The sequence below is a fragment of the Jeotgalibacillus alimentarius genome (assembly GCF_000829445.1).
In the GTDB taxonomy this organism is placed as follows: domain Bacteria; phylum Bacillota; class Bacilli; order Bacillales; family Jeotgalibacillaceae; genus Jeotgalibacillus; species Jeotgalibacillus alimentarius.
In genome coordinates this window covers 97,633-111,489 of sequence record NZ_JXRQ01000030.1, presented here as the reverse complement: position 1 = coordinate 111,489, position 13,857 = coordinate 97,633, and the positions used below count along the sequence as shown (strand labels likewise).

The 13,857-nt window shown below is 39.4% G+C and carries 13 protein-coding genes; 10 read left to right on the top strand and 3 right to left on the bottom strand.

Annotated elements, in window-relative coordinates; translation table 11 throughout:
• Positions 1-17 precede the first annotated feature (17 nt).
• Positions 18-1,919, bottom strand: coding sequence for a Dam family site-specific DNA-(adenine-N6)-methyltransferase (locus KP77_RS18355; protein WP_200889082.1), 1,902 nt, complete (start codon positions 1,917-1,919; stop codon positions 18-20).
• A 240-nt stretch (positions 1,920-2,159) separates the two neighbouring features.
• Between KP77_RS18355 and KP77_RS17025 the strand changes: the two genes are divergently transcribed.
• The 6 genes from KP77_RS17025 (at position 2,160) to KP77_RS17000 (ending at position 8,081) form a co-directional block, all read left to right on the top strand.
• Positions 2,160-2,594, top strand: coding sequence for a MarR family winged helix-turn-helix transcriptional regulator (locus tag KP77_RS17025; RefSeq protein WP_052474389.1), 435 nt, complete (start codon positions 2,160-2,162; stop codon positions 2,592-2,594).
• 253 nt (positions 2,595-2,847) lie between these two features.
• Positions 2,848-4,092 carry a hypothetical protein gene (locus KP77_RS17020; RefSeq protein WP_041123949.1) on the top strand — a complete coding sequence of 415 codons (1,245 nt, stop codon included), beginning with the start codon at positions 2,848-2,850 and terminating at the stop codon, positions 4,090-4,092.
• Between the two features lie 115 nt (positions 4,093-4,207).
• Positions 4,208-5,164 (top strand): tetratricopeptide repeat protein, encoded by a 957-nt coding sequence (locus KP77_RS17015; RefSeq protein ID WP_041123948.1) that lies wholly within the window; start codon positions 4,208-4,210, stop codon positions 5,162-5,164.
• A gap of 59 nt (positions 5,165-5,223) precedes the next feature.
• The gene (locus tag KP77_RS17010; protein ID WP_041123947.1) at positions 5,224-6,558 is read left to right on the top strand and encodes a M20/M25/M40 family metallo-hydrolase; all 1,335 of its coding nucleotides are present in this window, start codon (positions 5,224-5,226) and stop codon (positions 6,556-6,558) included.
• Between the two features lie 132 nt (positions 6,559-6,690).
• Positions 6,691-7,128 carry a hypothetical protein gene (locus KP77_RS17005; RefSeq protein WP_160289549.1) on the top strand — a complete coding sequence of 146 codons (438 nt, stop codon included), beginning with the start codon at positions 6,691-6,693 and terminating at the stop codon, positions 7,126-7,128.
• Between the two features lie 221 nt (positions 7,129-7,349).
• A complete protein-coding gene (locus KP77_RS17000) occupies positions 7,350-8,081 on the top strand; it encodes a hypothetical protein (protein ID WP_041123945.1) in 732 nt (243 codons plus the stop codon).
• 403 nt (positions 8,082-8,484) lie between these two features.
• Here KP77_RS17000 and KP77_RS16995 read toward each other — a convergent pair whose 3' ends face one another.
• Positions 8,485-9,543 carry a hypothetical protein gene (locus KP77_RS16995; protein WP_041123944.1) on the bottom strand — a complete coding sequence of 353 codons (1,059 nt, stop codon included), beginning with the start codon at positions 9,541-9,543 and terminating at the stop codon, positions 8,485-8,487.
• 289 nt (positions 9,544-9,832) lie between these two features.
• Between KP77_RS16995 and KP77_RS16990 the strand changes: the two genes are divergently transcribed.
• On the top strand, positions 9,833-10,423 hold the full coding sequence (locus KP77_RS16990; RefSeq protein WP_152614768.1) for a 2OG-Fe(II) oxygenase: 591 nt from the start codon (positions 9,833-9,835) through the stop codon (positions 10,421-10,423).
• A 123-nt stretch (positions 10,424-10,546) separates the two neighbouring features.
• On the opposite strand, the gene KP77_RS16985 is transcribed toward KP77_RS16990, so the two are convergent.
• Positions 10,547-11,761 (bottom strand): amidohydrolase, encoded by a 1,215-nt coding sequence (locus KP77_RS16985; RefSeq protein WP_041123943.1) that lies wholly within the window; start codon positions 11,759-11,761, stop codon positions 10,547-10,549.
• 138 nt (positions 11,762-11,899) lie between these two features.
• On the opposite strand from KP77_RS16985, the gene KP77_RS16980 reads away from it, so the two are divergent.
• The 3 genes from KP77_RS16980 to KP77_RS16970 all read left to right on the top strand — a co-directional run bounded on the left by KP77_RS16980 (position 11,900) and on the right by KP77_RS16970 (position 13,856).
• Positions 11,900-12,337, top strand: a complete 438-nt coding sequence (locus KP77_RS16980; protein ID WP_041123942.1) for a hypothetical protein — start codon at positions 11,900-11,902, stop codon at positions 12,335-12,337.
• 115 nt (positions 12,338-12,452) lie between these two features.
• The gene (locus KP77_RS16975) at positions 12,453-13,148 is read left to right on the top strand and encodes a Crp/Fnr family transcriptional regulator (protein ID WP_041123941.1); all 696 of its coding nucleotides are present in this window, start codon (positions 12,453-12,455) and stop codon (positions 13,146-13,148) included.
• Positions 13,149-13,733: 585 nt separating this feature from the next.
• Positions 13,734-13,856 (top strand): hypothetical protein, encoded by a 123-nt coding sequence (locus KP77_RS16970; protein WP_041123940.1) that lies wholly within the window; start codon positions 13,734-13,736, stop codon positions 13,854-13,856.
• The last annotated feature ends 1 nt before the right edge of the window (position 13,857 follow it).

The window sequence follows — 13,857 nt, the reverse complement described above, 5'->3', positions numbered from 1 at the left end:
TTATACTCAATACAATATCAATAATTTTTATATAAAGTTTCTAATACATCAAGAGATTGTCCATTTAAAACTTGATTTAATGTTGACTTCCCATTTGAAAGCAATTCTTTATTTAAATAAAGTTCTTCTGGAACAGGGTATTGTAAATCTGTGTCTCCTCGTTTTCCATCAAAAGAAAGGATCCATTTAACACCTTTAGTGTTTAACTTTTCAAGTTCTTCAAAAAAGCTATCAATATCTAAATCTGATATATATCTGTTATTGCTGCCTGCATAAGGAGGATCTAAATAAACCAAATCCCCACTCTTGGTTTCTTTCAATATTTCTCTATAATCTTTGTTTGTAAAAGTTACATTTTTAATTTTTTTATGCCATTTGTAAACTATGCTCTGGAAATTTTGCGGCTTCATTCCTTTTCTGGATAAATGAATAGAATTATTAAAGCCTCCTTCTTTATTAAATCTAACAATTCCGTTTACACAGGTGCGAGTCAAAAAAGATAAGTCTAAACCATTAGGATTTTTATTAAATCTATCTCGTACATCGTAGTAATAATCAGGAAAACTTTGTTGGAGGTTTATCCATTCTCTATTGTAATAGTCTACCAGATAGTCAGGTTTGTTCTTAACCAATTCCCAAAATTCTATTAAAGGTTTGTAGATGTCATTTGCAATAGAGTTATCGTCGGCAGCTAAATAAAGTAAGGCTCCTCCACCTACAAACGGTTCAATATATCTGTTATATTCTTTTGGGAAGTGATTAAAAATTTGATTGGCTTGTTTTCGCTTACTACCTGTCCATTTTAAAATTGATGGTATGGGTTGTTTTTTTTTATTTTCATTCAAAATAGATTGTAAAACTGGTATGTCAGTTATGTTTTTAATATCTATTGATGATTCGGATTTGTTATTAATAACATTTTCGATTGTATTAGATTCTATTTCAGTTTCAGGTAATTCCAGATTAAGTTGATGAGCTTCTTTTTCAATTTCTATTTCGGGAGAGTCAATTTTAGAATCGTTGGAAATATTATCTTCATTAAAGTTTTTGTTTTTATCGTTTTTCTTTTTGCTACTAACTTCACTAAATTCTTTCATTTCCATTTGACCAAACTCAATATTATTTAATCTTTTATTACTTATTTCTAAAAACTCCTCTTCTGTTTCGAACCCAATGTAATTTAATCCTAATTTTTTTGCTACTACACATTCAGTTCCCGCACCACTAAATGGACTTAATAACAAATCACCTGGTTTTGCAGAAATCCTTATCATTCTATCTACTACCTTTTCAGTTTTCTGCGTTGGATGTTTACCAAACATTAGCTCTTCTTTTTTCTTATTATTAGGTATATCCCACACGGTTCTCATTTGTTTAAAAGGTTGTTTAATTAAGTCTCCTTCATAATCGTGGTTCTTAGACATTTCATAATTAAAATGATATTCTCGGTTTTTTGGTCCTCCAGTATGAGACCATAAAATAGTCTCGTGACTAGCAGTTAATCTTCTGCCTGATAAATTTGGAAAACTATTTCTTTTAAACCAAATAACTTCATTAATAATTTCTACTTCTAACATCTGAAGAGCAAAGTTTATAATTCCAATGTTATGATAAGTTCCGTGGATCCATATGGATCCGGTAGGCTTAACGATCCTTTTAACCTCTGTTAGCCATTGTAAAGTAAATGAGAAGTACTCAGTTATAGGCATGTCATCCCATTCTTGCATTACTTTATTCCACTGTCCGCCTAACCCTGGAAGTTTTACGGAATTATTCCAACTCCAACTTCCACCTTTACTTAAGTTGTAAGGAGGATCTGCAATTACAATATCTACGGTATTATCTTGTATTTTCTTCATGCCTTCTAAGCAATCTTCAAGATATACTTTGTTAACCTCTAAATTAATCAATGAGTGCACTTCGTTTCCTCCTGCCTAAAGTTAAACTTTTTTGTAGTAAATATATTTTGTGAGGCATAATTAGTTAGCATACTTTATAAAAAAAATAAAAACAAACTGAAATAAAAAATATTAAGGTAGAAATTCAGCGAATTAAGATTATATATTATTTAATTAATTATACCATTACCTTATTTATTTATCAATTGATAATTGTTTTTTGATATCTATATTGTTATTTTAAATCTAGGGGTGGTAAAAATGATTCATAATGATTTGCTGTTTAGTTTTTTGTTACTATCAGACACAGTGCAATTAAAAACAAGAAAATTGATTGGAAATAGCATTATTAATGCTATCTCACCAACTCAATTGAGTATATTAAAATTTGTAAAATTTAATGATTTAGTAACGCCAAGTCATGTTAATAAATACATGAAAATGTCGATGCCTAATACAAGTCGAGAAATCAATAAACTTATAACAAAAAGATTTTTAACAAAAGTAGTTAATGAAAGAGATAGAAGGAAATATTATTTGTATTTAACAAGTGATGGAGAAACATTAATTAATGAATTTTTTACAGTTGTCGAGAACCAATTTTCTAAGCAAATAAAAAATATCTCTAATGAGGATTTAATTGAAATAATCACTTCTATAGAAGTGTTGAATGAAAAATTACTAAAAAAGCTATAAAGATGATATCAATATAGGTATTGAATTTGTAAATTATTCGATGTTGTATAAGATTTGTAAAGTTGCACTTATCTTTCAAATACAATTCTCACACATTTAATATGATTTATATCAAACCAACAATTATTATTGTATGAAATATTTTTATTCTGATTGAACAGAATTATTTGAATTGTGTGGAGAATTGGGTCTTTGATGGTAGTGACGGATTAAGCTCATATGTCTTGTGGGATGCTGCTGAAGTAGATTGTGGTTGGAGTGCTGGATAACTACTTTTCAAAAAGAAGGATTCTTTAGAAAACACATATTTAAAGACACTATATTTTCAACTCTCAGTAGATTACACTCCATTTACTTAAGTGAAGAAGTAGTTAAAGAAACAATTAGTCTTTTAAAACCTTCTGAACAAGGAACAAAACCTGACAATTACAAAGAATATAATAAAGATTATAACGATGTCATTTTACAATTTGATGAACTGAAAAAAGAGCTACGTGAAGGTCAACATACTCCAGCAAAAAAGGAACAAAACAATACTCTCCTCTGGCTAATGGGGGCTGTTATAGCAATCCTTCTGATGGTTACTATTGTAACCAATATTACTTCTCAACCTGACTATAAAGATTACTCTTATGAAGAAGACCCATATATATTGGAAGATGAAGCTGACGCGGAAGGTTTGATATCTGAAGAGTTCAATAGTGAGTCTGAAGAAACTGCCAATAACAGCTCCAGTCAAAAAAGTATAGAAAGTTTTCAGGATAGTTTTGAAGATCAAGATGAAAGTTACGATACTTATGAAGACGATTTATCTTACTACGAAGAGCCCGTTACGGAAAATGATTCTTCAGTAGAGGAGTCTGCAGAAAAAATATACACTGCTGATGTTGCTGAGGAAAGTCCGGCTGGGTCCAATACGGAGTCAATCCAAACTTCTAATGGAACGTTTACAGTTGGTTCTACTAAAGAACAGGTTCAAGCAGTTATGGGTACACCGACTTCTATTGAATCAATTCTTAATATGTGGAGGTACGATATGTCATCAATTGACTTTGATGACCAGGACAGAGTCATAGGATGGAATGACTTGAGCAATAATTTAAATTATAGTTTCCCCACTAACTCAGCTGCTGAAATCATAACAACTGGATCAACTAAAGAAGAGGTTGTTGCAGTCATGGGAGTGCCAAGTTCAATAGAGCCTATACTTAATAATTGGCGATATGATATGTCATCAATAGACTTCAACGATCAGGATCAGGTAGTAGGCTGGAACGATTTAAGTAATAACTTGATAATAGGTATATCAACAAACATGGCAGCCTCAACATTTACATTAGGTTCTTCAAAAGAAGAAGTTCTATCTGCTATGGGTACGCCAAGTTCGATCGAACCTATCTTAAACACATGGCGATACGAGATGTCTTCAGTCGATTTTGATGACCAGGATCAAGTTGTAGGGAGGAATGATCTAAGTAATAATTTGAATATTAGATAGAATTACATTCAAGACGAAACACTCATTTCTATCAGCCAAATACTTTATTTTGTTCTGAAAATTCACCTGTTATTGTTTAAAGGGTAAACCACTCTCTAAGAAAGGAATCAACCACATGAACATCATATTCAACCAGCAACTCCTGGACACCATCTGGACTGATATGGATCGTGAACCTACAGAACTATACAAAGTTAAGTTGGCTGCTCTGACATGGATGAAGGAAAATAGTACATCTGTAGAAGATCCGAATACGAGAATTGTAATTGAATTTCTGCTCGAGTATGCACTTGAAATGAAGCAGCTTGGAGAGCGGAGTAAGGGCATTGCAGAAGGTACGTTTAAGCAAATATTAAAGGTGGATCCTAAAAATCCTTTAGCCCGTTATCGGCTTGCCTACATATATTACACCAGGAAAGATTGGCAGATAGCATCTCTCTTTTTTCAGCAGGCTTATAAAAATAATGTGCCTGCCATGTATTTTAATCTGAAAGATGATCAGATGATTAAAGCACAACTGTACAGTGCGGAGTGTCACGTGTATCTGGCTAAACAAGCTTTCCAAACGGCTTTGGAGGATAATGATGTCTTGTTTCAGCTTGAGACTGATATTGGGCGTCCGGTTGAGCCATTCCTGCGAAGTATACAGGCACAACTGGAATCCAGAGAGTATGTACTTTATAAGAGCAGTGAAAGAAGAATGACTTCAAAAACGGATGCTGAGGATATATTTGACGATCTGGGTGTAAATGATCTTATTCTCTTTGATAACGCAAGGAATTGGATCCTGTCAAATGGGCGGTCAGAGGTCGTTTTACAATCAGAAACTGCTGACTTTTTGAAAGAGCTGATACTTAAACATTATGAAGACAAACCTCTAAGTTATGATCACGTTCGTCATCAATACAGTGAGGATAATATCAGACAGAAAAAGAGAAGACTTAAACAATATGCAAAAGAGCGTCTGTTCATAGTTGATCTCTTCACCCCATCCGAAAATAGAACAATGCGCTTAAACCCTGACTATAACTACATACTCGCATACCCGACAGACGACACGTTTGTATCGTGACAGGGTGTCACAGCGGTCTTGAGATAATGTATTCAACACACGAAAAGGAGTGGTTGAATATGAATCAGATCAACAAGTTGTTTGCAGGTTACGGTATCCCGGTGAAGCAGGTAGAGGGCGGTTATGAGATTGAGTATTTGAATGAAATGAATGTGACGTATGCGTTTGATGTAATGGACCGGGCACAGGTGGATTATCAGAGAACGGGTGAGCGTTCGTTTATTCTTTATTCGTCTTCTATCGATAAAGGTAACTGGGTGCGCGCTGTACAGTCACTGAACGATTACCGGACGGAGATGCTGTTTAGAACTGAGGATCTTCCGCTTTGGAAGCTTGATGTGAATATTGCGGGACTTGTCATCCAGTTCAACAGGCTCGGTCTGCTGACTATGTTTTCATGTGACGGTCACGGATCAAACCACGTGCGGATTCAGTTTGGAGCGGTTTCTGATGCGGAACTGGCGTTATTACTTGTGACGCGTATCGGCATTCAGGCAGAGTTGAGAGGCAGAATGCTTGTGATGAGAAGAGAGATGTTCGTCAATCTGCCAATGCTTGCGGCTTATATGGATCACCATGTGGAGGTTGCTGAGCAGGAGCTGTTTGATAAGAGCTTTGAGCGTTTCTTATTTGAACAGCTGCTTGAAGAACTGCTTCAGATCCCGGGTGAAAGCGGGAGAGAAGGAAAGGTCAGAGCGTATCTGACAGAGGAACTGAAAAGCCTCGGATTTAATTATACAGTGGACGCGGCAGGCAACCTTTTAGCTGAAAAGAAGTTCGGCAATGGTCCGGTTGTGTTACTGAATGCACATATGGATACTGTTGATCGCATTGCTGAAGGAAGAGAGATTATTAAAAACGGCTCGGATTGGTCCAGTTCAGAAGGTATTCTTGGTGCTGATGACCGTGCAGGTATTGCTGCAATCCTGATGGCATTAAAAACGTTTGGCCGCAGAGATTTTATGGGGACGCTGAAGGTGATCTTTACGGTGGAGGAAGAAACCGGATTGAACGGTGCGAGAGCTGTCAATGAGTCTTTCCTATGGAACACAGAAGCAGCCTTTGTGCTGGACCGTCGAGGCAGCGGAGACCTTGTAACGCACAATGCTTTTCGTCATTTCTGTACGGCAGAGTTTGGAGAGTGGCTTGAGACGATCGCAGCTGAAGAAGGATTTAGTGAGTTTCGCACAGTCCAGGGAGGCAGCAGTGATACGGCTATCTGGGCAGCGCATGGACTGCAGGCGGTGAATATGTCGATTGGCTATATGAATGAGCATACTGAAGATGAAGTGCTGAATGTAGATGACTGCTTCCGGTCTTATCAGCTGTTGAAGGTGTATGTGAAGCGTGCGAGAGAAGCGCGACGATTTGGAAGAAGAGTGGTTGGCAGGTAAGCGGTAGTAGGAGGCAGGCTGGGGTTTATCCAGTCTGTCTGAAAGGAAGTTAACTTTCAATTACCGCGGCTTATGATAAACTTATATTATCTGACTTTTCAGTATAAATATTATTAAAGGACAGGGGGGAGCATGATGAGGAAGTCATTGTTTGTATTGTTTTTGAGTATGGGTTTGTTATATGCCTGCCAACCGGACGACACACTATCGTCTTCTGAGAAAGTGAAAGGTGAGCTTACGGAAGAGGTGCAGCAATTTTTTAACGGTGTCACTGAAGAGAATGGTGTGTATTTGTATCATGATGAAAAAAATGATTCCATGTTGGTTTATTTGAACGGTCATCAGATTAAACAGGGAGATCCGGCTTATCATTTCAGCAACTTTGATGTGAAAGCAGAAGGGGATCAACTATATCTTTCTTATGAAACAGATACAACCACTGATTATTCGTCAGATATTGAAAACCAGCGATTTTATGAAGTGAATCTCGATAAAGGGTACGACACGATCAAATTATTTAATAATGGGGATGAAACAGCTTTTCATGCCATCTCTGGTAACCTTGAATAGATTACTGATAAATTAGAAAAGATTCCTGAGATAAGGGGTCTTTTTATTTTATTAAAATAATAAAGATTAACTAAAAGATTGCTACGAAAAAAAGATATGTGTGATGGATCCGCTACATATAGTTATGAAGCCTAATTTTTTTAATACAAATCATATGATAGAGAGTGGTTTGGCCTTGAATGCTCATTGTGGCAGGGCAAAATACTGTAAAGGAGCATGCTATGTATAATGATTACACCAGACCGAATATGTATCCTCCAAATGTAATGTCGTTTGCACAGGGAGATGTAAATGGGGATCGAGTACCTGATCATGTCTATTTAACCGGCGTCATGACGCCAGATAGCCCATTTATTCAACAGATCACGCTGCTCGTCCAGGATGGGAGATCCGGCGTGTTAACCAGTGTGCCGCTTCGTGAAAATGCAGGCTACAACCCCACTTTGTTCCTTGGGAATTTCACTGGGAATGGTGTAGATGACATTTTAATCAGTATTACGACAGGTGGCAGTGGTGGCATCATGTATCATTACATTTATTCCTTTGTGAACAATACACCACAATTATTATTTGATGTTGATGTATATAATGAGCAGTATCAATATGAGGTACATTATCAGGATGATTACAAAGTGGAAGTTGTCAGCCTGATTAATCATCAAACGTTTATTATAGATATTTCACAAAGAGGCAACGAATATCTAAGTGAAATATATGATGAAAATGGCAATCTGAAGAGTCCTATTACTGGATTTGTTAACCCTCTGAGTGGTTTATATCCTGTGGATTTTGATTCAAATAATCGGTATGAGTTATTGGCCTATCAGAAAATTGCCGGGAGATATAATGCTGATTCGTTGGGGTATGTGTTGAATACGTTAGGGTGGCTGGATAATAGGTTTGTTTTGCAGGATCAGTATGTTGCGATTTTTGGGTATAAGGGTTCAAATTGATAAAAACCTCGTACATCGTGATGAACTTTTCCATAACTAAGCATTAAGTCAGTCTTATTAAGGTATGGAATTATATCCTTCAGCAGCCTGGTCGCGTTCTTCGTAAGCATCCTGAATGCATAAAAAAGAAAGATGGCGCTCTGTTTCTTAAGCGTCATCTTTCTTTGAAACATATAACAGTGATTAAAAATTAGGTTCATTGTAGCGGAAGGCGTGGACTCCGGGACGATTAGCGGGATAGCTGAGACCCCGCAAGCGAAGCTGAGGAGGCTCAGCGACCGCCGTCCGGAAAGCCTACGCCTGGAGCGTAAATGAACCGGCCCCTTTTAGGGACTTTTTCAGTGGACACTCCCCGGAGTGCTCTTTTTTTATGCTTACATGAAATTGTTTTTTCAGTTACAAGCTACTGACCAATCAATGGATACGTACGTTTTTCTTTCAGTGTGTCATTGATTAGTCGAACCTCCCAGGCATGAAAATCCAGGGCTGCGAGTTGAATGGCATTTTCAAATACGATCCGGTCTGCTTCAGTTACGATATCCTGATTCATTGTATATTGCACGGTCGCAACACCGTTTGTGATAGAAGAGCTGACAATCTCGATCCCTTCCACAATCGCTGTTGAATAAAACGTATCGGGCTCAACCGACTTCATTTTCTCGATTGTTTCCGGGAAAGACAGCGGTTCACCGCTTTCATTCACAACTGGCTCCTCTAACTCACCACCGGGAATGAATAACGTCTCTTGCAGCTCTTTGTCATAGATTGCATAGTAGCCGCGTGTTTCTCCTCTTTCATCCTTCACATTGATCGTATCATCGACGGTTCTTTCAGCTACGGTCATCCTTTGTTCACCATCAGGGCTTAAGAATGTAATGTCTTCAATCCCGTAAAGATCACTAATTCCAAATAATGCGTCATAAAATAAAACACTTTGAGCAGAAGTTGCGGCTAAGTCATTTCCCTCCTGATCAAACTGGATGGTTAAGCTGGGCCAATCAAGCGTCAATTCAGTATACGAACTGAGTATATCCTGCTCGGAAGGGTCGTTTTCAAATAATGATGTTTCTAAGCGCTGTTTTGGTGGGGTTTGCGCTTCTTCCTTATCACGTTCTATAGCGTATGCAAGATAAAAGCGCTCAGGCTGACTAATGATATGAGTGTCAATAAAATAGTTCGGGTTCAACTGAGCTCCGGCATAAACCGCTGTATCGCTCTCTGTTTCACTTTCTTCTGATGCGTCTACATTATCAGCAGCATCACCCGATGAATCTTCTTCCGTCTCTGTGTTGCTATCGCTCTCAGCTTGATCTTCGCCGTTGTCCTCAGTCTCTTGTGAATCCACTGCTTCGTTCTCAGAAGAATCAGCAGTCTGAGAGTTTGTCTCTTCCCCTGAATCTGAGCATCCGGCAATGAATAATGCTGACGCGAACAAAAAGGAGATTTTTTTCATATTTTCCATTTGTAACTCACCTCTTTACTCAGCTATACCCTCCAAATCAGACAATAAAAGTTATTTCCGAATATTTACTTTCTGTAACAAGTGAATAAAAAATATTTTCTTCTAACACTTTTTTGAAATTAATAGTAATATAAAGTTTATATACTAAATATTTGAAAAGTCAGGATGACGAATGAATAGTACGCCTAACCATGATTTAATTAATGTGGAAGAACAGTTTATGGATGGGTTTAAAACAGAGCCCGAAAAGGCGGCAGAAGAGCACCTTTTTGATGCTGCCGGGTCTGTCATGACAGTCGGAGATATGGCGATCCCTTTTGCGAAGCGGCATACGTGGCCGCTGGTTGTGGAGTTAGAGAATCTACTAAGCTGCGAGGAATGTGATCAGCTGATTCAATTATCGGGAGATCGAATGAAGCGCTCAAAAATTAGTAGTGATCGTGTGGTTAATCAAATGAGAACAAGTAGCGGCATGTTCTTTGAGGAATCAGAAAATGATCTGATCCATACGATTGAAAAGCGTCTTGCGAAGATGATGAATGTCCCGATCGAACACGCAGAGGGATTGCAAGTTCTGAAATATACGCCAGGGCAAGAGTATAAAGCGCATCATGATTACTTTTTACCAACGAGTAAGGCAGCTTCAAATAATCGCATCAGCACAATGGTCGTTTATCTGAATGAGGTGGAGGAGGGTGGAGAAACTTACTTTCCTGAATTAAATATCTCTATTACGCCTCAAAAGGGTTCAGCCGTCTACTTCGAATATTTTTACAGTGATGAAGAACTGAACAAACAAACGCTTCATGGTGGAGCACCTGTTTTTAAAGGGGAAAAGTGGGTTGCGACACAGTGGATGAGGAGAAAAAGTGTAAGATAAATAGATCATTAACAACGAAAATGCTGATATAAATGTTATTGAAAGCCCGGGAACCCGCTTCCATATAAAATGGAGCGGCCCCGGGCTTTTTTAAGTTTTATTCGTTCATCAGCAGCTTCACAATCACTCCTCCATTACAAACCGCTTCCCTTTCCCAAACACAGCCAGTATAGACTTCCTCCTCGCAATTGCTTCAGCACTGCACACCGCATCCACAAGCATAAAAGATGCAGTATCGCCTGGCGTTGGCCATTGTTGCTTGCCGTCTGCTGATAGAGGGGTGACGCCGCCTGTTGCGTATTTCAGTAACTGGTTTAGCCCGACTTCATCACTGATCCCGAAGCGTTCCCCGAGTGTGGCGAGCTTGTCCATTGTATTGCCGGTGCCAAAAGGTGACCAGTGATCTGTAATGCTGTCATGACCCACTGAGACTGGAATGCCTGCTTCCCATAAGGCCGGGATTGGGATCGTGGGACGGTTGATTGGTACAGTAGTCGTCACATCAATTTTTGCATCGCTCAGCATGCCGCCCAGCTGCTGCAGCCGTTTTTCATTCAGATCACCAAGCGCCAGTGCATGACTGATCGTAACGCGACCCTCATAGCCATTCTTTTTGACTAAGTCGGTGATTTGCTCCATTTCAAAAGCGCCGAGTGAATCTGGATCATGCAGGTGAATATCAATGTTTTTCTGATAATCCTGTGCAATCGCAAACATCGTTTCAAGAGACCTGTTAATATCGCGGTCTACGGTTGCAGGATCCACTCCTCCTACATGAGTGGCACCGTTCTCCATCGCCTGACGGACAAGGGACTCCGCGTTACTTCTTAAGAGGCCGTGCTGCGGGAAAGCGACAATCTCATAGGCCAGGTACGCCTCGTATGCTTTTAGCGCATGGACTGTTGCTTTTAGATTTTCAATTCCGGTAACCGGATCAATATTGCAGTGCGTGCGAATATGAGTATGCCCATTTTGCAAAAGTAGTTCAATCATCTTTTTTGCACGTTCCTCTGCTACAGGAAGCTGTTCTTTCAGAATGGTCTGTTCTTCTTCAATCCTGGTGAATATGCCGTCAACAGCAGGCTCCACAGCTTTCCAGGGTCCTGAATAATACGTCTTATCAATATGAATATGCATCTCCCGGAACGCAGGCAGGAGCAGTGCGCCTTCTGCATCGATTACAGGAAGATCACTTTGAGCAGGGTAAGTGGACGTTACTTCAGTGATGGTTTCATGCTCAATTTTCAGATGCGCCGTTTCAGTACATGTTTCAGTCACGCGGCTGTCATGATTAAATCCGGTTTCAATCGTTGCATTCACAATCCAATAAGCATTCATATTCTGCCTCCAGCTATCTCAAAGTTTATTACCATTGTAAAAGACAGACTGTAATCATCACAAACCTTTCTTACGTTTTACACGTTCAAAAAAGGTATAATAGAAATCACTATTTACATACATAAAGGAGCATTCAATATGAAAAAACCCCTCATCATTCTCATCTTCACCACCATCTTCCTGGCAGGCTGCCGCAGCAATGAACCAGCAATCACCATGGATAGCGAGGATAGCTATATGAAATACTGGCCCGAACAGGAGGAGCTGGAGGTGTCTGTCAGCTATCTGAGTGAGTCTGATCAGCCAGTCGATTTTTGTGTAGAGCTTCTTTTTGATCATGAGGAGTTATGGGAGGCATTTCCTTATGAACGTTATCTGGTTGCCTGTTCTGCGGAAGGTGCTTCAGGAGAAACATCAGGAGAGCTCACGTTTCAGTCTGATCAGGAATTCACAGCCAGCGAAAACATCTCTCTTCAAAATGGGATTGACGAAGCTTACTTGCCTGGCAATGTGAACGTACGGTTCTATAATACGGATGGAGAGGAATTAATTGAACCGCTGAGTGTATTGGAATAAAGATCAGGTTCATGAATACCTTTATAAAGCTTTTCCAAAATCTTTCTCCAAGCCAACCAGACCTATGCTATACTTAAACAAGTATTATAAATACATCTTTAGGAGGCCAACCCGCATGTATGCAGAAACCGATACGATTTCAGATGACCTGAAAGAAATATTATCACTTCCTCATCATGTCAAAAGCTTCGCAAAAGATCGTTATTTGTTCCGTGAGAGCGAACCGATTCAGCATCTGTTTTTTATCACGAAAGGCAAGGTCCAGCTGAGTAAAATGAATTCGGATGGACGTGAGCTGACGCTCCGGATCTGCGGGCAGAATCAGCTGCTAGGGGAAGTGTATTTGTACGCTGATGATGCGGCTTATATGCTGGATGCGAAAGTGAAAGAGGATGTGGAGTGTTACTTATTTCCGATTCATGAGCTGGAGGCAGAGTTCAGTCAAAACCCCCGTCTGGCTGCTGCTTTTATGAAGTGGATGTGCCTGAATCAGCGGAAGACGCAGACGCGCTTTCGTGATTTGCTGCTTCATGGTAAGAAGGGTGCGCTGTATTCCACGTTAATCCGTTTATCCAACAGTTACGGGATTCAAAAGTCAGAAGGGCTGTTAATTGACGTGTCCCTTACCAATCAGGATCTGGCCAACTTCTGCGGAATGGCACGTGAAGTGGCAAACCGGATGTTATCTGAACTGAAGAAAAAGGAAGTCATTTCTATATGCGATGGAAAAATTCTCATCCGCGATCTGACATACTTGAAAAACGAAATTCAATGCGAAAACTGTCCTGTGACACTTTGCCGGATAGATTAACGAACTACTATTCTCACACCAGAGAATAGTAGTTTTTTTATTGCCCTTTTTTTATGAATCAATTAAAAGTTTGGCTCAAACATCTAATTTGTAAAGCTAAACAATATACTGAATAAAATCTAAGTGTAGCGAAGCGTAGGGCGGTGACTCCAGCAGGAGAAGACGGACAGGTGAGACCCCGCAAGCGAAGCTGAGGAGGCTCACCGCCGTCCCTGCGGAAAGCATCCGCCCGAAGCGCAGCGAAACGATTAGGAACATAACGCAATGTTATATTCATCATTGATTTTGCACAGCTGCTGATTGGAGCGTAAGGGGGCGACTCCTGCGGAAAAACGATCGTGAAAGACCCCGCAGAGCAGTGGTTTTCTGCTCGAGGAGGCTTGAGCGTTCGTCCGCGGAAAGCGTCCCCCTGAAGCGGAAATCAGCAGCCCACTTTTAAAGAGCCCTTTTACAAAAATTTGGCGAAAAAATGAAAGAATCAAAGTTCCAGGTAAATTTTTGTCACAGATGTGACTTTTATCACAGTGATCAGTAAGTGATTCCTTTACGCTTAACACAATATAAATATCTACGAGGTGAAATGAAGTGACTAAAAAGAAACAGGAGCACGAAGAAAATCTGAAAGGCACGTTAATCAGTGTGTTTTTTGTTGGATTTGTCATCGTCGCGATGTGGGTAGCTGTTTATCTGATGTATTTATCACAATAAG